At 38.9% G+C, this 21,959-nt stretch carries 20 protein-coding genes; 9 read left to right on the top strand and 11 right to left on the bottom strand.

The window, feature by feature from the left end; translation table 11 throughout:
- Positions 1–68 precede the first annotated feature (68 nt).
- On the top strand, positions 69–2,132 hold the full coding sequence (locus HUJ22_RS01890) for a tetratricopeptide repeat protein (RefSeq protein ID WP_290872920.1): 2,064 nt from the start codon (positions 69–71) through the stop codon (positions 2,130–2,132).
- Here HUJ22_RS01890 and HUJ22_RS01885 read toward each other — a convergent pair.
- From HUJ22_RS01885 to HUJ22_RS01870, 4 genes are all read right to left on the bottom strand, one after another.
- Positions 2,104–2,559: an NUDIX hydrolase gene (locus HUJ22_RS01885; RefSeq protein WP_290872917.1), complete on the bottom strand. Its 456-nt coding sequence runs from the start codon at positions 2,557–2,559 to the stop codon at positions 2,104–2,106. The two genes, HUJ22_RS01890 and HUJ22_RS01885, sit on opposite strands and share 29 nt — an antisense overlap.
- Positions 2,556–4,214, bottom strand: coding sequence for a CTP synthase (locus tag HUJ22_RS01880; RefSeq protein WP_290872914.1), 1,659 nt, complete (start codon positions 4,212–4,214; stop codon positions 2,556–2,558). Before HUJ22_RS01880 ends, HUJ22_RS01885 begins: the two co-directional genes overlap by 4 nt.
- A 78-nt stretch (positions 4,215–4,292) precedes the next feature.
- Entirely contained in the window at positions 4,293–5,156 is an 864-nt protein-coding gene (locus HUJ22_RS01875) for a glycerophosphodiester phosphodiesterase (RefSeq protein WP_290872911.1), read from the bottom strand.
- Positions 5,157–5,244: 88 nt separating this feature from the next.
- A complete protein-coding gene (locus HUJ22_RS01870) occupies positions 5,245–5,595 on the bottom strand; it encodes a hypothetical protein (protein ID WP_290872908.1) in 351 nt (116 codons plus the stop codon).
- 76 nt (positions 5,596–5,671) lie between these two features.
- On the opposite strand from HUJ22_RS01870, the gene rlmB reads away from it, so the two are divergent.
- Entirely contained in the window at positions 5,672–6,412 is a 741-nt protein-coding gene (gene rlmB, locus HUJ22_RS01865) for a 23S rRNA (guanosine(2251)-2'-O)-methyltransferase RlmB (protein WP_290872906.1), read from the top strand.
- A 10-nt stretch (positions 6,413–6,422) separates the two neighbouring features.
- Here rlmB and HUJ22_RS01860 read toward each other — a convergent pair whose 3' ends face one another.
- Together HUJ22_RS01860 and ndk are read right to left on the bottom strand one after the other, a co-directional pair.
- Positions 6,423–7,643, bottom strand: coding sequence for a DUF1343 domain-containing protein (locus HUJ22_RS01860; protein ID WP_290872903.1), 1,221 nt, complete (start codon positions 7,641–7,643; stop codon positions 6,423–6,425).
- 87 nt (positions 7,644–7,730) lie between these two features.
- Positions 7,731–8,162, bottom strand: coding sequence for a nucleoside-diphosphate kinase (gene ndk / locus HUJ22_RS01855; protein WP_290872901.1), 432 nt, complete (start codon positions 8,160–8,162; stop codon positions 7,731–7,733).
- 135 nt (positions 8,163–8,297) lie between these two features.
- On the opposite strand from ndk, the gene HUJ22_RS01850 reads away from it, so the two are divergent.
- The 3 genes from HUJ22_RS01850 to HUJ22_RS01840 all read left to right on the top strand — a co-directional run bounded on the left by HUJ22_RS01850 (position 8,298) and on the right by HUJ22_RS01840 (position 12,466).
- The gene (locus HUJ22_RS01850; protein ID WP_290872898.1) at positions 8,298–10,145 is read left to right on the top strand and encodes an adenylate/guanylate cyclase domain-containing protein; all 1,848 of its coding nucleotides are present in this window, start codon (positions 8,298–8,300) and stop codon (positions 10,143–10,145) included.
- A gap of 582 nt (positions 10,146–10,727) precedes the next feature.
- Complete coding sequence (locus HUJ22_RS01845) at positions 10,728–11,900, top strand: hypothetical protein (protein ID WP_290872895.1); 1,173 nt, start codon at positions 10,728–10,730, stop codon at positions 11,898–11,900.
- Complete coding sequence (locus HUJ22_RS01840; protein WP_290872892.1) at positions 11,897–12,466, top strand: hypothetical protein; 570 nt, start codon at positions 11,897–11,899, stop codon at positions 12,464–12,466. The genes HUJ22_RS01845 and HUJ22_RS01840 overlap by 4 nt, the downstream gene beginning before the upstream one ends.
- A 32-nt stretch (positions 12,467–12,498) precedes the next feature.
- Here HUJ22_RS01840 and HUJ22_RS01835 read toward each other — a convergent pair whose 3' ends face one another.
- Positions 12,499–13,035 (bottom strand): IS1595 family transposase, encoded by a 537-nt coding sequence (locus tag HUJ22_RS01835; protein WP_290872889.1) that lies wholly within the window; start codon positions 13,033–13,035, stop codon positions 12,499–12,501.
- 244 nt (positions 13,036–13,279) lie between these two features.
- Here HUJ22_RS01835 and HUJ22_RS01830 point away from each other — a divergent pair, with 244 nt between their 5' ends.
- Together HUJ22_RS01830 and HUJ22_RS01825 are read left to right on the top strand one after the other, a co-directional pair.
- A complete protein-coding gene (locus tag HUJ22_RS01830) occupies positions 13,280–13,723 on the top strand; it encodes a methylglyoxal synthase (RefSeq protein WP_366870998.1) in 444 nt (147 codons plus the stop codon).
- On the top strand, positions 13,713–15,746 hold the full coding sequence (locus HUJ22_RS01825) for a thioredoxin domain-containing protein (RefSeq protein ID WP_290872883.1): 2,034 nt from the start codon (positions 13,713–13,715) through the stop codon (positions 15,744–15,746). Before HUJ22_RS01830 ends, HUJ22_RS01825 begins: the two co-directional genes overlap by 11 nt.
- A 53-nt stretch (positions 15,747–15,799) precedes the next feature.
- On the opposite strand, the gene HUJ22_RS01820 is transcribed toward HUJ22_RS01825, so the two are convergent.
- On the bottom strand, positions 15,800–16,561 hold the full coding sequence (locus HUJ22_RS01820) for a DUF4412 domain-containing protein (RefSeq protein WP_290872880.1): 762 nt from the start codon (positions 16,559–16,561) through the stop codon (positions 15,800–15,802).
- Positions 16,562–16,633: 72 nt separating this feature from the next.
- A complete protein-coding gene (mnmA, locus tag HUJ22_RS01815; RefSeq protein ID WP_290872877.1) occupies positions 16,634–17,764 on the bottom strand; it encodes a tRNA 2-thiouridine(34) synthase MnmA in 1,131 nt (376 codons plus the stop codon).
- A 160-nt stretch (positions 17,765–17,924) separates the two neighbouring features.
- Here mnmA and HUJ22_RS01810 point away from each other — a divergent pair, with 160 nt between their 5' ends.
- Positions 17,925–18,458, top strand: a complete 534-nt coding sequence (locus tag HUJ22_RS01810; RefSeq protein ID WP_290872874.1) for a DsrE family protein — start codon at positions 17,925–17,927, stop codon at positions 18,456–18,458.
- Between the two features lie 16 nt (positions 18,459–18,474).
- Here the strand turns inward: HUJ22_RS01810 and HUJ22_RS01805 are convergent, their stop codons facing one another.
- Together HUJ22_RS01805 and HUJ22_RS01800 are read right to left on the bottom strand one after the other, a co-directional pair.
- On the bottom strand, positions 18,475–18,906 hold the full coding sequence (locus HUJ22_RS01805) for an HNH endonuclease (protein ID WP_290872871.1): 432 nt from the start codon (positions 18,904–18,906) through the stop codon (positions 18,475–18,477).
- A 201-nt stretch (positions 18,907–19,107) separates the two neighbouring features.
- On the bottom strand, positions 19,108–20,235 hold the full coding sequence (locus HUJ22_RS01800; protein ID WP_290872869.1) for a hypothetical protein: 1,128 nt from the start codon (positions 20,233–20,235) through the stop codon (positions 19,108–19,110).
- Positions 20,236–20,651: 416 nt separating this feature from the next.
- Here HUJ22_RS01800 and HUJ22_RS01795 point away from each other — a divergent pair, with 416 nt between their 5' ends.
- Complete coding sequence (locus tag HUJ22_RS01795; RefSeq protein ID WP_290872866.1) at positions 20,652–21,956, top strand: Glu/Leu/Phe/Val dehydrogenase; 1,305 nt, start codon at positions 20,652–20,654, stop codon at positions 21,954–21,956.
- Positions 21,957–21,959: the final 3 nt, after the last annotated feature.

Raw genomic sequence — 21,959 nt, 5'->3', positions numbered from 1 at the left:
TTTTTCAAATTGAAAAATTACCAGAATACATCTATTTAGTCCTAAAAATAAGAGACATACGCACAAACTTGAATACGATAATCTTAAAACTCCCCTTTTTCTTTTGGCTGTTTTTATTTCTGCCGGATATTGCTGTGTCTCAATCACAAAAGATAGACAGCCTTCGACAAGCACTTCCATATTCTGAGAATGCGCAGTTAAAGGCCGACAGCTCGACTGTAAACATTCTAAATAAAATAGGAACGGCCTACCGGTTCACTGAGCTTGACAGTACCATGTATTACGCCAAGTTAGCATCAGTTACAGCGGAAGAAGTAAAATATACCAAGGGATTACTTTACGCACATTACTTAATAGCAACGGTACATTTTAACCGAGGTGAATACCAACAAGCTTTTGAAGTTGCCAGTTCTTCTCTTACTGAAGCTGGAGCAGATGCATTTCGAGAGGAACGTGCACTGCTAAATCAACTCATAGGAATTTCCTACGCCTCACAAGGAAGTTACCAACCGGGGTTGGAGCACTTTTTTGAAGCCCGTAATTTATTTGAAGAGTTGGGTAATGAAAACGGTGTATTTCAAAATCTGAATAATATTGGAGTAAGCTATTTGAAGCTGGAAAATTACGACCGGGCTCTTGAAATCTTTCTTGAACTAAATTCCTTAAAAACATTAGAGCCCGCTACTATTTCTATACCCGTAAATCTTGGTTTTATTTATTATGAGTTGGGGCAGTTCGACAAAGCTGAAGAACAATTGGAAAGGGTATTGAATTTTGATGGAGGAACATTTGATCAGCGTGCTATTGGGTTATCTACTTTTAAGCTGGGAGAAATTTACCTGTTAAAAAAGGAGTATAGCACCGCCCTTCAATACTTTAAGCGGTCGATTGAAGTGTATGATGTTCTCGAAAATGAGCTTGAAAAAGTTCAGTCTTTGAATGGTATTGCACTTACATATCTTCAAATGGGGAATCTTGAACAGGCACTCAATTTTGCAGAACGTGCATTCCAAATTGCTGAAAAACTTAATGGATTACCCCAAAAAAGTACTTCCTCAGAGACCTTATATAAAATTCATAAGGAAAGAGGGGATGTTAAAAATGCCTTGGCTTTTCATGAGAAATTCAAAGCTTTTTCAGACAGCCTGAATAATAATGAGATAAGCCGGGAAGTAGGCAGGCTGGAGGCTGAATACCAATTTAAAGATCGTGAACTTGCCATAAGGGAAGCTCAAAGAGAAAAAAACTTGAGAACTTCAGAGCAGATTAGTAATCGCAATATGCTGATTATCCTGACACTTTCTTTATTGGTTATTGCCGTACTTGTAGCCTATGGACAAAATCGAAATTCTGCCCTCCGCAAGAAAGCCAATAAATTGCTTTATGAGAAAAACACTCAAATTGAAGATCAGGCGAAAAGGCTCAAGGAGATGAATGAAATAAAAACACAGTTGTTTTCCATAATCTCCCACGACCTTCGCGGCCCTTTGAGTTCTCTGTATGGATTCATCACACTCACCGAAATGAATCAGCTTTCCAAAAAACAAATCCAGGATTTAATTCCTGAACTGGCTGATAAATTTAAATATACCTCTACCCTGTTGAATAACCTTTTAAACTGGGCACGAAGCCAACTCGATGGCTATAAGGTTGCACCTGAACAATTTAATTTGAGTACTCAATTTTCAGAAAACCAAAAGATACAATCGTACCAGGCAAGTAATAAGAATATTGATATTCAAAATAAACTAACTCCTGAAATTTCAGTTTACGCTGACAAAAATATGATCGGGTTGGTAATTTTAAACCTTCTTTCCAATGCCATTAAATTCACCCCGGAAAATGGGGTAATTAAAGTCTGGTCAGAGATAAAAGGAGATATTGTTCGATTCTGTATTCAAGATAATGGGGTTGGTATATCCGGCAAACAACTTGATATGCTTTTTGATGAAACCAGTTTTTATACCACTGACGGGACCAATGATGAAAAAGGAACCGGTTTAGGACTTATGCTATGCAAAGATTTTATTTCCAAAAATAAGGGCCGGATTTGGGCTGAGAGTGAAGTTGGAAAAGGAAGTACTTTTTGTTTTACGCTTCCGGCTAACGTTGATCGGTTCCATTCTTCATAGCTTCCCAAAATTCATCCTCTACAAATTTGGGAGATACCGCCATTTTCTGTAAATCTTGTCTCGAAAAAAATCCGATATCTCGAAGAATCTGTTGCTCTTCCTTTAATTCCGGATCAGCACCTAATCTTAACTCACCTTCTTCTCTCTGTACCAGATAATAAAACTCAACGGCATGAATAGGTGGTTTTATGATCTCATTGACATGCATAAGCTTCACAACTGATACCCGCAAGCCTGTCTCTTCCCGAAACTCACGAATTAGTGCTTCCTCTAAAGTTTCCCCAAACTCAACTTTTCCGCCCGGAGGAATCCAGGTCCATTGATTGGTCACAGGCGAATTTAGCTCTACAAGAAGCAGTTTGTTTGTTTCAACCAATAAGCCACACGAACGAACCCTAAGCTTATTCGAGTAGCGGCCGGAGATCATGATTTATCTGCAACTGCTTTTGTTTTTTTCAATGGTTTGTACAACTTCAAAGACTTTGCATGCTTTAAGCTGGCTTTTACAAAGTCAACAAACAACTGGTGTGGATTATTCACCGTACTTTTTAATTCCGGGTGAAACTGAACCCCTACAAACCAAGGATGCCCGGGAACTTCAACGATTTCAACTAAATCGCGTTCGGGATTCATTCCGGCTAAAATCATCCCATTCTCAGTCAACTTATAGCGCAGATTATTATTCACTTCATAGCGATGGCGATGCCTTTCTTCAATATTTTCTGTTCCATAAGCTTCATATGCTTTTGAGCTTTTATCAAGCTTACAAGCGTACTTACCCAACCGCATTGTACCGCCCATATTTTCAATGTCTTTCTGGTCGTGCATAATATCAATAATAGGATACTCTGTGTCTTCATTAAACTCAGTACTATTAGAATCTTCCCAACCGCATACATTTCTTGCATACTCAATAACTGCACATTGCATTCCCAGACAAATTCCAAAAAAAGGAATATTGTTTACACGAGCATGTTCAACGGCTGCTAACTTTCCGTCAATACCTCTGCCTCCAAATCCGGGAGCTACCAACACACCTGAAATATCTTTAAGCTCCTCAGCTACATTTTTTCTATTAAGAATATCAGATTGAATCCACCTGATATTTACTTTACAGTCATTTACAGCCCCGGCATGAATAAAAGCTTCTACGATGGATTTATAGGAATCGTGATGCTCTACATACTTTCCAACAAGCGCAATATTGATCTCCCCGGAAGGATTGCAAACCGCCTCCACAAAACCAATCCAGTTATCAAGATTTGGCTCTTTAGTTTCTAATTTCAGCTTTTCGATTACACGCTTGTCAAGTCCTTCTTCCTGCATTAAAAGAGGGACTTCGTAGATACTTCGTGCATCTATGGACTCAATCACATCCTCTAAATCCACATTACAAAATTGAGCTACCTTTCTTCTAATAGTTTCATCTAAGGGTTGTTCTGTACGGCATACAAGTATATCAGGCTGAAGTCCGCTTTCAGAAAGTGTTTTTACGGAATGCTGAGTAGGTTTGGTTTTCAGTTCCCCTGCGGCTGCTAAATAAGGAACCAAAGTGAGATGTATAGAAAGTGTATTCTGTCGCCCCACATTATAACGTAATTGACGAACAGCCTCGATATAGGGTAAACTCTCGATATCACCCACCGTTCCGCCAATTTCTATGATTACCACATCATAATTACCTGACTGCCCCAGTTTTAAAACATGGGATTGAATTTCATCCGTAATGTGTGGAATTACCTGAACCGTTTTTCCAAGATATGCCCCTTGACGCTCTTTGGAAATGACATCATAGTAAATTCTGCCGGTAGTTACATTATTACTTTGAGAGGTTTTGATATCCAAAAAACGTTCGTAATGTCCCAGATCAAGATCTGTTTCAGCACCATCATCAGTTACGTAAACTTCCCCATGTTCGTAAGGATTCATGGTTCCCGGATCTACATTAATGTATGGATCCAGTTTTTGAATGGTAACTTTAAGGCCTTGCGCTACGAGCAGACGCCCAAGAGATGCACAAATTATACCTTTTCCAAGTGATGACGTAACCCCTCCGGTTACAAAAATATATTTAGTAGACATGCAGGATGTGAGTGTAGTTGATGGATGTAAAATATAGGAGGTTCCTTCTCCCTATTCAATCAAGATGGGTGAGAAAACCTACTTTGTTTTCCACATGTTATCAACAACTTTTTTCAGTAAGTCCGGTTTATCTGAAAAAATACCACTCACTCCTCTCTTGATCATTTTTTTCATGCGACGTTCATGATTTATGGTATAAACAAAGACCGGAAAACCTTCACTATCCGCTTCATCGGCCCATTTTTTGGAAAATTCCCGATAACTGCAGTTAAAGGCGTCCGCACTGTAATCGGTAACCAGCCGGGACGGTGAACGCCCCTTAGATTGTTGTTTTTCATAAAGCAATGCCGCTGAGATGTCCACATCCAATTCCTTCAAATGAGTTATTGCCCGGTAATCGAAGCTTGAGAACAATACATACTCATTCATCTGATACTTTTTCACGAGTTCCCACGCTTTTTCCTCTATACCATCTGTGAGTTCATCTGTTACCGCTTCCGGCTTAATTTCAATGTTCACCGAAATTTTATCCCTGGCAAACTCAAGTACTTCTTCCAAAGTTGGTATCTGCTCGCCACGGTACGTATTACTGAACCACGATCCGGCATCTAACTTTTTTAGTTTACTGAGTGTAAATGATGAAACCTTGCCTTTTCCATTTGTTGTCCTTTCGAGTGTCTCATCATGAATAACAACAGGAATACCGTCCTTACTGAGTGTTACATCCAATTCAATCATCTCGGCTCCCATCTCAAAAGCGGCACGAAAGGCAGACATAGTGTTCTCCGGATGATAAGCACTTGCACCACGATGGCCGATTATTACAAATCCGTCACCATCATCTGAATATAGTTGAATTGGGAGCTCGGGCATATTGGGTTGAGCGTTTGACAAATTATAACTCCCCATAAATACAGCAATCAATACAAAATAGATTCTCAATTTTTATTGTTACTTTAGTTTACCCACAGTTCATCTTTCCAATGAGCATGAGTTCATTTATAATTGAAGTACAATAACTGTCAAAAAGTTAATTTTGGGAATTTATCACACGTTTAATTGCTTTGTGTAACAAAGAATCGAAAGCGCCTGTTTGTGTAATAGTACGGTACATAAAATATAAGCCGACCATTGTTGTTATACTTCCGAATACTGTCGTGATAGTTGCTAACCAAAGAGGCTGTATACTATTTAACAATGAAAGCGCTACCACAGAAGTGCCTAAAAAAATCTGCATGGCAGCTGAAATAAAATGCAAACCGTTTAAGGAATGCACACGATCCATGAATAAAGATATCCCGGACGTTTTCTGGTCAGTATTATTTAACTTCTTTAACCCATCACTAACTGTTGAATTTTTATATTCCTCTTGTTCAAACATGTCCTTTATTATTTAGATAATCTATGAGCTAACCTGTATTTATTATAATGAAAGTAAAACGACTTTAAAATAATTTATGCCAAAATCAGAGAATTTTTTCATTTATGGACGCAATCCTGTAGAAGAAGCCTTACAGAACCGGCCTAATGAGGTAGATAAAGTGTTTGTAAAAAATAATATCAAAGCAAGCACTTACCAAAATATCAATGATCTTGCACTAGAAAACGAGGTTCCATTAGTAAAGGTTCCCGGAGCTAAAATCTATAACCTCGTAGGTAAAGTAAACGACCAGGGATTTGTAGCCCAGTTAAGTGCCGCCAAATACACGAACTTTTTTAATTGGGTTGAAACTTTGATCCTTTCTAAAAATCCGGCTGTACTGCTTCTTCATGGAATTGAAGATCCTCACAATTTTGGCGCAATTTTGCGCTCAGCTGCTGCTGCCGGCATTGAGGCCGTAATTATACCCATGCAAAATCAAGCTCCTGTAAATGCGACTGTATTTAAAACTTCAGCGGGTACTGCCGGGCGAATTCCCATTATCCGGGTCCATAATTTAAATCAGGGATTAAAAGACTTAAAAGCTACCGGTTTTTCCATTGTTGGGCTCGATGGCAACGCTTCGCAAAGCTTGTGGGAAGCCGACTTGGATCGACCTATAGCTTTTTTAATTGGGAGTGAGGGCGAAGGCATACACCCGGAAAACCTCAAACGTTGCGACTCCCTCATCAAAATCCCCATGGAAAATAATGTGGAATCACTGAATGCCTCTGTTAGTGCCGCCTTGGTGTGTTATGAATGGGTACGCCGCAAATAAATTATTGGCTTTAGTACAATAAATATCTGCTTCTTTGCTTTTTGAACGCCTCTACATCTGATTCCCAAGAAGGAATGTCCCGCTCATTTTCGATAACGGATTTCAGATCAATGCCAAACAACTGGTTGGCAAAGGGGGTAATCTCAAAATCAGCAGTGTGATTTCGGACGAATTCAAGCAAGTCGAGCCCCAAATTTAACGGATCCGTTTGAGAGTACTCGTCAGTGAAAGATATTTTAATCCCCATACATAATTCTCCTTCAAGTTTCGGAGAAATAGCCTTACCCGGAATCGATATTGGAGTGAATGATACTGAATCCAGTTTTATTGAATGCTTTTCTTCAATAGCATCCAATTCAGATGCATGGAACTGTAAATTCGGCGACCCGATCATTAAAAATGGATCTGTGGTCCCCCGGCCCTCCGTAAGATTTGTGCCTTCAAAAATAACTGTTCCCGTATATGCAAAGGCGTGTTCAAAAGTTGGAAGATTTGGTGAAGGCGGGATCCATTCTAAACCTGTTTCTGGCCAGAGCATATCTCTTTCCCAGCCTTCTGCTTTAATGATCCGATAATCCGGTTTGGCTTGCAAGTGCAGCCATTCTTCGCCCACTGCCATTTGTGCAATTTCACCCATTGTAAGCCCATAGGCTATCGGCATGGGATAAAATCCTACAAAGGATTTATATTGCTCCTCTAAAGTCCATCCGGCTACGTATTCTCCCCCCAAAGGATTAGGGCGATCTAAAATCCAAAGTTCTTTATTGTTTTCTGCAATTGCTTCCACTACTAATCCCATAGTGGCATTGTATGTGTAAAATCTTACCCCCATATCAGGAAGGTCTAAAAGAATAAGATCCACATTTTCCAGCATTTCAGGATTTGGCTTTTTATCGGAACCATACAATGAAAATACCGGTAAACCGGTCTCCTGATCTATCCCGTCTTTGATCACTTCTCCTGCTCCCGATTCCCCCCTAAATCCATGCTCTGCGGCAAAAAGTGCTGTAATATCTATCCCCAAACTTAATAATGTATCCAACATGTGAACACCATCTACCCGGGAGGTAGGATTCATTAAAAGTCCGACTTTTTTTCCTTCTAATTCAAAAAGATGTTTATCCAAAAGAACCTCTGCTCCAAGCTTTACCTTCGCCTGGGATTCTACATCATGGACTTCACAACTCAGAAAAATGATACCGGTCAGCAATAGAAAAAAAAGGGTTTTCATGACAATGGATTTAGATTAAGGACAATAAAAAACCTCGTTCAAATAATTTAAACGAGGCTCAAATGTAGTATGATTATCGCAATTAATTTAAGCTTGATTTGCTACTACTTCAGACTCTGCAAAAAAGTAAGCAGCTTCAATCTTGCCATTTTCCACCGAATCAGAACCGTGAACGATATTTTCTCCAACGCTGTCTGCAAAGTCAGCCCGTATAGTTCCTTTATCTGCTTCTGCCGGATTGGTAGCCCCAATTAATTTTCTAAAATCAGCAATAGCATTTTCCTTTTCAAGAATCATTGGTACGCATGCTCCGCTGCTCATGAACTCACACAGCTCCTCATAAAATGGACGCTCTTTGTGTACTGCATAAAAACCACCGGCAGTATCTTTAGTTAAACGAGTCATTTTCATCGCCAGAATCTTAAAACCGGCTTCTTGAATTCTCTTAGTTACTTCTCCAATCAGTCCTTTTCGGACGCAATCAGGTTTTAGAATAGTCAGTGTTCTTTCTTTTGCCATTATTATTGTGTATTAAATTTTTGTAACATTTAGTCTTACAGTGTCTCTATTACATGTTCCGTAAAGATACGGGTTCATTCATCAAGTTTCGAACCTTTAAGTACTTTACTTTAAGAGTTACCGCGATTAGTATTTATGAAGGAAGGACAACAACAATTACATATTTGGAATTTCAAGTTGGCGGCATCACCCAACCAGCTGTGGCCCTATATCTCAGATACTAATCGGCTTTTCAGAAAACTTGGGGCAACTCCTGTCCAAACAACATCACTATCTCGCAATACTCCAAAAGGATATTTAGAACTTAGCAATCATAGCTTAAAATCGTACATGACGTGGACAGAGGAGCCCTATTCATGGGAAACCCCTTATCGGTACGAAGTGAAGAGAAACTACAAGCTGGGTATACTTAAAGAATTAAGACTGTACACAGAATGCATACCTACCGATGAAGGCACAAAGTTAATAGTTAAAATTTGGGTAACTCCATCCAATGTGGCCCTATCATATCTGGTTAAATTTTATATCAACTATGTCATAAAAATCAGACTCAATAAGTATTTACAGAAGATAGAAAAAAGTGCTACAGGCAATGTAAAGCCGTATGAGTTATCTAAACCCAAAAAATTAGTCCGTGGAGCAAATCGAAAATTAGAGACTCTCAAAGAAAGGCTTATTGAAGAAAGTAAACGAAAGCGTATCGTTGAGCGGCTTATTCACCTTATCAGGTATGCAGAAGATGAAGATCTGAAACGCATACACCCTTATGCTCTTGCCGAATACTGGGGTGAAAAAAAATATTCGGTACTCAATGTATTTCTGCATGCCTCAAAGCTTGATTTGCTTGACTTCAGCTGGGATGTATGCTGTCCTAAATGCAAGTCTCCAAAAAATAATTTTCGTAAAATGAAAAAAGCGAGAGTCCATCTTTTCTGTGAAGATTGCGACTCCGATTATACCATGGATTTTAACCGAAACACGCACCTCGTTTTCAGACCTCATCCCCTTATCCGTACAATCCCGGATAAAATGTATTGCCTGGGAGGGCCGGGTTCTAAACCTCACCGTGTAATTCAACAAACTTTAGGTATCGGAGACGAACGCTATCCCCAACTCGAGCTCGAAGTGGGCACCTATCTATTTCGTACACATAATCATGAGGGGCATTTGAAACTCCATGTCAGGGATGACGGTGCCGACAATGTTAAATTTTTCATTACAGATGAAGAACTGGACGGGCAGGAAATAGTCATATCCCGCACCCCCAATCTGAGCATCAGTAATTATTCTTCCAAAAATCTGGTATGTTTTATTGACAAGCTAAACTGGAAAGAAGAAGCTATTTACGCCAGCGAAGTAAGTTCATCAGTAGATTTCACCTCTCTGTTTTCAAGGGAAACCTTAAAAGAAACAAGTAAGGTAAAAGCATCTGAAGTTACCATGTTATTTACCGACTTAATGAATTCTACCGAACTGTATGTGAAAGAAGGCGATGAATCAGCTATTGGCAGAGTGATGGGACACTTTAAAATTATACAGCAGATAGTGGCTGAAGAACGAGGTGGTATTGTGAAAACCATCGGAGATTCTGTGATGGCGGTGTTTTGGGAACCGGTATCGGCATTAAAAGCTGTACAACGTATTCAACAAATTTTTACTACTTCCTCTTCGGTTGGCAATGCATTTAAGATTAAAGCCGGGGTTCACTATGGAGATTGTACCGCTGTAAATCTCAACGGCCGCATTGATTACTTTGGAACCACCGTTAATATTGCTTCCCGCCTGGTTGATGCGGCTTCTGAAAAAGAAATCATGGTGTCGGAAGCTGTTTTCAACCATCCTGATGTACAGCTTTATCTTGACCAGCATTCCGATACATTTTTTGTAAAAGAAAGCTTAAAAGAACTAAAAGGCTTTGATGATGAAGAGTTTAAAGTGAAACAAATTCGCCTGGAACGCCCCCCTATGCGCTTGGTTATTTAGAGTTCGGTTACGGGATTGAGCCCCTCCCCGTTTATGTACCAGTTAAAAGTAGAGAATCGGGTGTCTAAGATTTTATTTCAAGTCTTTAGTAAATGATACTAAGCTATCAGCTCCCCAATAGTGTCGCTTAATCTCATTTGAAGAGTTTGTGATTAAAATAAAATTACATATCCACAATGCAAGAATACACTAATTTAATATTTGCCAGTTTTGTTTTTTTTTTCTTATTTAAATATCAATCTTTAACCCTTAAAAGATTGATATTATGAAACTAAATAAAACAAATGTAGCCAAATTTTTCGCTTCACTTATTTTGGTATAGCTCTTAGTTTTGGCTTTACAAACTACCAACATACAGAAGCAAGAAGTACCTGTACCTATCAATATTGTTATGAATACAATGGAAAGTGTTATGCTAACCAAAATGGCACCGATTGTTATGGAATAAATGGTGAAGAACCATGTACAAGTACTAAACCATGTGGGGATCGCCCAACTGACCCAGAGGTAGAATAATAAACCTATAAGATTTAAAAGTACCTGTACCTAGTACAGGTACTTTTTTTATTAAAATTGGAAGTTATGTCAAGATTATTAGTCATAGTTATCTTTTTATCTTTTGTAATTCTTTCTTGCAAAAATGAAACATTTGAGTTTCATCCAATGCCAGAAAGATTTCCCTATGAAAGCATAGATGTACCCATTGTTGAAATAAATCGTGAGTATAGTAGTGACATAAAGGAAGAAATTATTAAGCCCGATGAGAGTATTTTAGGAAAAAAAACATTTAAAAAATACTTCGATTTTGATTCCACTTTTATCATTGAAAAGCCTGAAATCGATTTAAATTCTATTAAGTATAGTAGCCTAAATTCCACAAGAGGAATAATATTAAATCCTCTTAGTAATACTTTTTTAGAGTATGATTCAAAAAATAAACTATGGAGTTCAATAGCTAAATCTGGTAGAGGTCCTGGTGAATTAATGTTTCCAACTGATTTCCATATAAAAAATCAAAAAATATATGTCTCAACAAAGGATTCGAGAATAAATATTTTTGATTGTCAAAACCCTTCATGTGAATTTGAAAAATCAATTAGTTTAAATAAAATACAACCAAGTTCTTTAACTACTTATAACGAAAATTTTTTAGTCCTCGGTCTATTTAGTTCATTATCTCAGGGGGAAAATTCAAGTTCCAATTCAATTAATCCCCTACACTTTATAAATAAAAGTGGTGAGATAATGAACTCTTTTGGAGAGTTTTATAAAACAAAAAATAACTGGATGTTAATACAACCTTTTGAAAAAGGGAGTGTTAAAAATATAAAAATAGACAATCAACATTTTTATCTACATTATTATGATAAAATTCCTGAATTGTATTTTTTAAAAAATAAAGAGCTTTTCAAAAGATACATTTTTAAGGACTTTGTGAATTCCAAACATAAATACAATACTCAAAATCATGAATTATTTGTTAATGTTGAAGACTGGAGTTTTCTGGATAACATAACAGTCCTCAATAATGGCAAAATAATTGTTTCAATTCGCCATTTATCCAATAGATCTTTAAATGAATATGGAATAATTTGGGACGAGAATAAAGACTTCTACCTAATCGATTTGTTAAAAGACAAATATTCATTTCTTGGCAGTATAGATTTAAATGATGAAAATATATGGTTTAGCAAACATAATATTATGCATTTAAAAAACGATACTTTATCAATTCATAATTACATTTTAAAATGAAAGATAAAATATTATTTATATTAATTTTTATAATAGGGTTACTTTTCGGTACCATATACTTTAATCAATCTACAGATCAGAATTATGCACAAACCGATATTACCGATTTTACTGGAGGAGATTATTTTCATCTCGTATATATAGGTTCTGCTGATTGTGCTGCTTGTAATGACTCACTTCATAAAGAAATAAAAGTAATGAAGGATAGATTAAGAGAAGTTTCTAAACTTCATGATTTTAGATTGATGACTACTGGTATTTCCGTTGAGGTTAATAGTACTAGGGGCGTGGAATTCTTAAATAAATCAGGACCTTACGATGAAATTATAGCTGGAGCTGGTTGGTATAATTTAGGAGTAGATAATTATATATGGAATAAATTTGACGGGGAAGGTGCTATCCCTCAGGTATTAATATTAAAGAATAAATTTCATGTTAATGCCTCAACTATCGGTATTATGAACATTGAAAGAAATGATTCTTTACTTTATAGGCTTTCATCCTATAAATCTATTAAGGATTTTAATCATAACATGAATTCAAAAATTGAACAAATATTTGATTAACATTAAGTATGTTATAAATAAATTTTTAAGGGTCAAAACAACTTAAGCGGTTCTTGACGGATGTATGTTAACAATTTTGGATAAATATTTTCTTTACGATAATTAAACCGAAGGTGTTTGGCATAGCCCAGATCCACCAGTCCGTTATAGCCTCTCCACCCGTCAGAGTGTATGATGCTATTGGGACTCACTTTACCCCGAATAACACGTTGAAGGCTCTTTTTCGAGGCATCTGGGACAATTTCTGTATACACGTTTCCATTACGTTTAAAGATTCCGAAGACAATGGTTTTACCTCGGGCTCCTTGGCCTCGTTTGCCTTTGGCCCGACGGGCACCGAAGTAAGATTCATCGACTTCAACTTGGCCACTAAAAGGAGATTCGCTCTCGCAAAGCTCAGCAATGCGACCACGAATCGCCTTCAAATACTTGTTCACAGAATTACGACTCAGATGGGTCAATTCAGCTATCTGAGTGGCTGTCAAATCCAGACAAAAAAGCTTCAAAAACTGCCTGAATTTGGCCTCTGTAATTCTTGAACGGTAAACATATTTGTTATTAATTGGCATTCAACAACTTACGGATTTTTAAATTTCCTTAAGTTGTCTTGACCCATTTTTAATTTAATTCTTTACTTATTTTATAAATTGATGGAGCCAGTTTTTTACTCAAATTACAACTATCCCTAATTCTATCTTCATAGGTTTTTTTAATTGTCCAGCTCTTCGCATATTTGAGTGATCATTACTCACACAAGATTACATTATGTCTGCAAAAAAAATGCATCCCTCCATTGCTGATTCCGTTCAGCCCATGAAGCCCAAGAAAAATATCGCACTAATCGCTCACGATCATCGTAAAATGGACCTGCTGGATTGGGCTGAATATAACAGCGAACATCTTTCAAATCACAACCTGTTTGGGACCGGAACTACCGGAAAATTGGTTTCAGAAAAAACAGGCTTGCCTGTGTTCAGATTTAAAAGCGGTCCTTTGGGAGGCGATCTTCAGATCGGAACTGCTATAGTTCAAAACGAGATCGATGTGATGATCTTTTTCTGGGATCCTTTGCAAGCCCAACCCCATGATGTGGATGTGAAAGCACTTCAGAGAATTAGTATTGTGTATAACATCCCGATGGCCTGTAACCGGTCTTCAGCTGATTTTCTGATTACATCCCCACTGATGGGATCCAAATACGACCGCTTTATTGTAGATTACAGCCAACGTTTTAAAAAAGATTTTGATGCCGAATAAACTCGCTTCAGAAAAAAGTCCTTATTTACAACAACATGCTGATAATCCGGTGGATTGGTATCCATGGGGCAAGGAAGCCTTTACAAAAGCCAAAAAAGAAAACAAGCCCGTCTTCTTGTCTATTGGATATGCCACTTGCCACTGGTGCCACGTAATGGCGCATGAAAGTTTTGAAGACCCGGAAATCGCAAAACTCATGAACGATGCTTTTGTGAATGTAAAAGTAGATCGCGAAGAGCGCCCGGATATTGACAGTACTTATATGACGGTTTGCCAGATGCTTACCGGCCACGGCGGCTGGCCGTTAACCATTATTATGACCCCCGACAAGGAACCTTTTTTTGCGGGTACATATATTCCTAAAGAAGCGCGATTTAATCGCATTGGGCTTCGCCAGCTGATCCCCGGAGTAGCCGGGATGTGGAAGAACGAACCAAAGCGTGTTGAAAAAGCCACCGCAAAAATCAGGGAAGGGTTTACAAAATCACAGGACTTTGAAAGTGGAAATTTCCCGGGTATGGAAGCCGTGGACTTTGCTGCAGAACAACTTGTTAAACGTTTTGATCAGGAATATGCCGGTTTTGGAGAAGCTCCAAAATTTCCAAGCCCACACAACCTGATGTTTTTACTTCGCCAATGGAAAATAAAGAAAGAAGATCGCTTACTGAAAATGGTTTCCAAAACATTAACTCAAATGCGTTTAGGTGGTATTTGGGATCATATTGGATTTGGCTTTCATCGATATTCAACTGATCGGGAATGGCTGCTCCCTCATTTTGAAAAAATGCTTTACGATCAAGCCTTGATGATGATGGCCTATACCGAAGGCTGGCAAGCCACCCGGCATCCCCTCTTTCACCAAACGGTATATGAAATAGCTGAATACCTGGAGCGAAATTTAACACATCCAAACGGAGCTTTTTACTCGGCTGAAGATGCAGACACTGAGGACGAAGAGGGAAAATTTTATGTATGGGAAAATGATGAACTGGAGTCAGTGCTTACCAAAAATGATTATGAAAAATTTGCAGAATTATTCGGTATCACCAAAGAGGGAAATTTCAAGGATGAAGCCACAAAAAAACTGACCGGAAAAAACATCCCTCACCTGCCTGAAATACTGAATAATGATGAATATTCGTGGTTCACGGATATCAGAAAAACATTGTTTGAAAAACGAGAGCAACGTATTAATCCTTTATTGGATGATAAAATTCTTACCGACTGGAACGCGCTCATGATTGCCGCCCTAGCTAAAGCCGGGTTTGCCCTCAATGAAGAGAAACTTAAAGAAACGGCTGAAACCGCATACCGTTTTCTTCAGAAACATTTAATAAAAAACGGGCAATTGCTACATCGCTTTAAAGATGGAGAAGCAGCTATTCCTGCCATGGCGGATGATTATGCATTTCTTATTTGGGCCTTAATTGAATTATACCAGACTACCTTTAAACCCGAGTATTTGCAAAAGGCACTGAAATGGAATCAGCATTTTCTGGATTTATTTTGGGATGAAGATAAAGGTGGTTTTTATTTTAGTGTTTCAGATGAAGACCAGGTTTATGGACGGCAAAAGCAGATCTTTGACGGAGCTATTCCCTCCTCAAATTCCGTTGCGATGATGAATTTGATACGCTTGAGTCGCTTAACGGGGAATACAAATTTAGAGGAATACGCCGACAAAATCGGGAAAGCTTTTTCAGCCGATTTAATCCGTTCAGGTGCAAGCATTTGTCAGGGAATCCAATCCATTCAGTTTTTAAATGCTGATACCAAAGAGCTTTCTTTGATTGTTGACTCAAATGAAAAGGCAACGCTCTTGCAAGCCCTGAAAAGCCATTTCAGGCCCTTTTCTGTTAACCATATAATAGACAAGGATAACCGTAATGAATTAGCAGATTGTGCACCCTATACTGCTTCCCAACAAAAGATTGAAGGTGAACCAACCTTATATGTTTGTGAAGGCTTCACCTGCGAACAACCCATAAAAGGCGCTGAGGAAATTCAAAAAGTATTGAAATAAAAAAAGGAGCTGCTCAATCTGAATAGCTCCCTCCATTTTGGAAAAAATGATAATTACTGCTCCATCATCATCTTAAAAACATAATCTTTAAAACTCATCAATGTCACGCCGGACGGAATTTCTACCATCGCCTTGGCAACACTTGATTTATTTACCTTGCTTACTTCCATCAGTTTGGTCCTCTCGTTCCCGTCAACTGCCTCTATTAATAAAGGGAAGTTTTTTCCTTTAAAAATAACGTCCTGAGTAACTCCATTGATTTCAGCGTCTACACTTTCCGGCATGTTATTCCATCGCTCGGCCATCATCCCCCAGTCAATATCAATATCCGGTGCTAACCAAATTGACAGGTGTTTTTCCGGGTTTTCAGTATCCCGAACAATCATTTCGGCTGTCTCGTAACCAAGAATCGTTTGAGTTCTATCTGAAAAACTGTAATCGGTTTTTGATGGAGCATTACTTGATTTTTCAGACTCTCCGCTCCAGCTGGCCAGCATTTCAACCAATCCTTCAATTTCAACTTTAGTTACCTGCAAAGCCTGATTTTTCCCGGTCATTATTATAAAATCTTTCAGATCGTTTCGAATCAATAAACCGTCTGTGCTCATTTTATCCATAACATCGAAATTCTCTTCTCCTTTGATCATAATTCGATCAGCCGTGGCATACAAATTCAGTTCATTTACTTCAGTTTCTCCGTCATCTTCACTATACACATTCATAGAAATTTGCCCCTCAAACTGAGCGTAAATGGTCGTTGAAAACATGCCCATAAACAGTGCAAATACAGAAATAAATAAGCGTCTTTTTATCATTGTAATTCTTTTTTGATTAATTAGATGGATTTGTAACGTTCAAAGGTAGAAGTTGTTACGCAAATAAAATACTCAGGCCGGAATTAAATCATCCATACCCACATTCACTTTCTTAATCCAACCGCCGGCTACTACATCATTCCCTTCATAGCAGACAATGGCTTGCCCCGGTGTAATCGCCTCACGACCCGCCGGAAAGTGTACTTTCATTTGATTTTCACTGATTTGTGATAGATATCCTATAGCTCCGTCATCATTGTATCTAATCGCTCCTGTAATCTCCATTTCATCTTCAGGAATCTTGTCATACTTAATGAGATTCATTTCACCTGCTATCAATGTAGAGCTGACCAGATCTTCTTTTTCACCAATGGTAATAGTATTGGTAACAGGATCAATATGGGTTACATATACCGGCTTCCCCATAGCCAAATCCAGGCCTCTTCTTTGACCTATGGTATAGAATGGATAACCTTCATGCTCTCCAACCACATTTCCATTTTTATCCACAAATTTACCGCCGGATACTCTTTCTTCCAATCCGTCTACACGGTCGCGTAGAAATCGGCGATAATCGTCATCGGGTACGAAACAAATTTCATAGGAGTCCGGCTTATTTGCCACATTGAGTAATCCATGATCTTCCGCAATCTGACGGATTTCAGTTTTTGGGTACGTTCCAAGCGGAAAAATAGTTCTAGCCAGATGTTTTTGCGCTACTCCCCACAATGCATAAGATTGATCTTTTTTAGGATCATGCCCGCGCGATATAACATAGCGTCCGTTTTCTTCACGCACCTTGGCATAATGACCGGTTGCAATAAAATCACATCCTAAATTATCAGCTCGCTTCAACAAAGCGGCCCACTTGATGTGGGTATTGCAAAGCACACATGGATTCGGGGTTCTTCCGCCTAAATAATCGTCCACAAAACGGTCAATCACCCAATCGCCGAACTCTTCCCTTATATCTACAATGAAGTGCTTAAAACCATGATTTACGGCGATGTGACGAGCATCGTTCATAGACTCTACCGTGCAACATCCGGTTTCTTTGTCTGATTTACCGCCACTGCGATGGTAATCCCACGTTTTCATCGTGATGCCGATGACTTCATAGCCTTGCTCCTGCAACATAACTGCTGCTACGGAGGAATCAACACCGCCACTCATGGCTACTAATACTCTGCCTTTTTTACTCATAGAAAAGGTTATTTTAAACTGCTTCTTGACGTAAGTGAAGTCTAAAGATAAGACTTTTTTTTGTGAAGGACGATCCCTGATAATTGTTAGTGACTATGGATATCATAGACTGAATTCAGTAAACTGTTCCAAATTCAAAAAACTGTTAAATCACTGTTTCATGAGAACCCTCCTTCTATTGCTTCCTTTATTTTTATTTACTTCAAACATATTTGCTCAAGAAGCCCACTTTCCCATTATTAAAAACTTTGGTGGAATTTACGAGATTCCGGAGTCGGTCAATCCAAATCCAGACATGGAATATAATATTGTGATCGACCTAAAGACCTTACAGCAAGATAAAGAGAGTTTGAACCCAGGACTTAATAATGTTGCCAGAATGATGAATTTACATGGTTTAGGTGGAGTTAAAGAGGAGAGCCTGAGTGTGGTTGTTGTAGTTCATGGCGGGGCCACTGACATCGTAATTAATAACGAAGCCTATCAGAAACGGTATAAGCTGAATAACCCAAATCTCGAGTTAATTGATACTTTAAATGAAGCCGGAGTAGAGATTTATGTATGCGGACAATCGTTACTTGCCCGTGAATATGGATTTGATGAGATTAACCCTCAAGTAACAAAAGGGCTCTCGATGCTTACCGTGTTTACCACATATATGAATAAAGGGTATAAGCCTTTGGTATTTGACTGATTCCGGAAGATTGAATCTAGGTCATGTATAAGTAAGGTTTCCAGGGCTCTTGTACTCCACCATTTGAATCCCGAAAAAAGGTAATGGGAATGGGTCGGTACGGCTTACTTTTAAGCGGCATTTGTGCTTCCTTGGGTGTGCGGTTTCCCTTCCGGACGTTACATTTATCGCATGCCGTCGTCAGGTTCTCCCATGAATCTTTTCCGCCCCGGCTTTTAGGAATGATATGATCAATTGTAAGATCCGATTTTTTACCGCAATACTGGCACATAAAATCATCTCGGCGCATCACGTTTCTTCGGGATAAAACGATCTTTGCGTACGGCACCCTGATATAATTCCGAAGCCTGATTACGGATGGAAACTGAAAAGACTTACGTGTGGTACGCAGTTCCTTCTCCGGGTCATCATGAAGTAATTCAGCCTTTTCCAGGAAAATCAACTTCATTGAGCGCTGAACAGAACAAATACTCAAAGGCTGATAATCTTGGTTAAGAACCAATACATTCGCATTCATTGTGAGTTCAGTTTAGTTACCGTTGATGATATATCAATTATTGCTATCATTAAGCCTGTAATTTACAAAACAAAAAAAAGGCGTGCTCGCCGATGCGAGCACGCCTTAGTATGAGATATTTGCTTTTAAATATCAATACCCAATCATTTGCAACAATTCCTGCCTTACACTGTCATTTATTGAAATGGCCAGAACAATGGAAACAATCAGTCCGATCAAAGCATAACTCAGATCTTTAAATACCATCGCAAATACTTTACCCATGGGCCTTCCTTCTTCTTTACCATCCATAATACTCATTCCAATCTCACGGCCGGCAAGCAGTCCCAGGAACACCCAGGTTGTACTCATCGGTACTGTGCTCACCGTTAGTTTATAGACTAAGAGTATAGCATATACGAAATCAATAATGGTTGCTGAACGAACATCCGTTACTCTTGATTTTTCTGTAACGATTTCTTGAATCTTATCGCCCCTCAAGTAGAATAATAACCCCAATCCAAAAAAGATGAATAAACTAAAGCCTAAAAACTGGGAGAAATCAAGTGACCGGGGCAAGTATACGGCAATATTAGCCGCATCCTGCATTACCCAAACAGCCCATAATGTTCCTGATATTATCCATTGCAGAGGCAGCCAAATCTTATGTGGCTTACCATTAAATCTCTTTTCGAGGGTATTGGTAACAATCAACCAAACGGCTAAACCTGCTATTAACGCTAGTCCGTAACCTTGTAAACTTTTACCCAGTACCGATGTAATACCTTCTGCTGAAGTAGCAAAACAACTCAATAATAAGAAGGTAGTGGAAACCGGCATCCTCATTCGGGTCAATATCAATAGAAAGACCGGAGCCGCTACCTGTAAAAATGAAAACTCGGTTGGGGCATCGGAAAAACCTTTGGAGGTCAACCGCTGATAAGTTACATCCCCATCATAAATATAGAAACTGGCTGTTACCGTAACCAGAAAGATCCCTCCAATCCAAAGCCAAAGTACCCACCACTTTTTATCCATATTGGAAGCCAGGAAGGTACCGATGGTTTGTATACTGTCGTTAGCAATGGCGGAATATCCTGCAAAAACAAAACCTACCCACATGGCAAGTTCAGCATAAGGGAATACAACTCCGGAAATGAAAAAGAAAAGGCCGATTAAGCCAATGAAATTGCGCTCTTGTTTTATAACATCATAGAACCCCGTAGGAATGAAGGTTTCAATCGGGCTCTGATCATTTGGTTTAGGCTGCGTATCTGACATTAATTTATTACTATGTGTGCTGATTTACAGGCAAGGGTAAAGATTAAATGTTAAGACAGTGTTATGAGAATCCAAAAAACCGGATACTTAACAATTAGATAACAATGAAACATGCTTCCGATTTTATTTTTTATCCTTAAATAAAAATAGCATGATCATGTGGTTTTTAACGGGTATAGTTTTTTCAAAGCCGGAAAACAGGAAGAGCCTTCAAGATTTAATGTAACCGCGGCACAGCTTTACGATCCTTCTACTCAAACCACCACACCCGGACTTGCTTTATCTATGAAATTTTAGTTGCCGTAAAATCTCATCGTCTTTTTTTACAGAAAACTGCAATAGTTTTGCAGATTCTTTTTTAAATTTGGAACCGCTTTTTCAGCGATTCATAAACAAATTTTATTCAAATACAGACGATGTCAAAAAAAGACTCTATCTCCAGCAGTTATTATAAAGAACCAGTTCCTCATATAGCACATGACTCCCCTTTTGCTTCCATGATGGAACGCTTTCGTTTTGCAGCTGAAATTCTTGATTTAGACGAAGGGGTATTCAAATATCTATCCAGTCCCGAAAAAGTAATTATGGTTTCTATTCCTGTTACTATGGATGACGGACGCATCGAAGTATTTGAAGGCTACCGTGTAATTCACAACAGTATTTTAGGCCCTTCAAAAGGTGGTATCCGCTATTCCGATGATGTCACCATTGACGAAGTAAAAGCCCTGGCTGCCTGGATGACCTGGAAATGTGCAGTCGTAAATGTTCCATTCGGAGGAGCAAAAGGTGGTGTCCGGGTTAACCCAAAAGAGCTTTCCCAATCTGAATTAGAGCGCCTAACCCGTCGCTATACCGCAAATATGCTGGATGTATTTGGTCCGGATCGAGACATCCCTGCTCCCGATATGAATACCAATGAGCAAACCATGGCATGGATCATGGATACTTACAGTATGAAGCAGAAAAAAACGGAAACGGCCGTGGTAACCGGAAAACCAATTATTTTGGGAGGATCAAAGGGGCGTAAAGAAGCCACCGGCCGGGGAGTGGTAACCTGTACCTTAGCTGCTCTTGGTAAACTGCACATATCTCCCAGTGATACTTCCGTTGTAGTTCAGGGATTTGGAAATGTAGGTTCTGTCTCGGCTCAACTAATGTATGAACAAGGAGCAAAAATTATTGCCATTAGCGACATTAGCGGTGGTTATTACAACAAAGATGGCATCGATATTCCTGAAGCCATTCATTACACCCAAACGCATGGAAATTCGTTGGAAGGATTTGAAGGAGCGGAAAAGATCTCCAATAAAGATCTTTTAGAACTTGAATGTGAAGTATTGATCCCTGCCGCCAAAGAAGATCAGATCAATAAAGAAAACGCCCCTAAAATAAATGCTAAAATTATTGCTGAAGGTGCCAACGGACCGGTAACTGCTAATGCGGATAAGATTTTGGAAGAAAAAGGAATTATGGTAATTCCGGATATTCTTGCAAATGCGGGCGGAGTAACCGTTTCTTATTTTGAGTGGGTTCAGGATCGACACGGTTATTTTTGGACGGAGGAACGTGTTAATCGCAGACTCAACCGTATGATGAGAGAATCGTTCGACAACTTGTTTATGGTAAGTGAAAAGTATAGTATAACACTACGTCAGGCAGCTTATGTGTATGCCATCGACCGAGTGGCCACAACGCTGAAATTGCGTGGTATTTATGCTTAAAGG

The sequence above is a fragment of the Gracilimonas sp. genome (genome assembly GCF_014762685.1).
In the GTDB taxonomy this organism is placed as follows: Bacteria; Bacteroidota; Rhodothermia; order Balneolales; family Balneolaceae; genus Gracilimonas.
The sequence above is the reverse complement of the archived record's forward strand: the minus strand, read 5'-3'. Positions and strand labels throughout refer to the sequence as shown.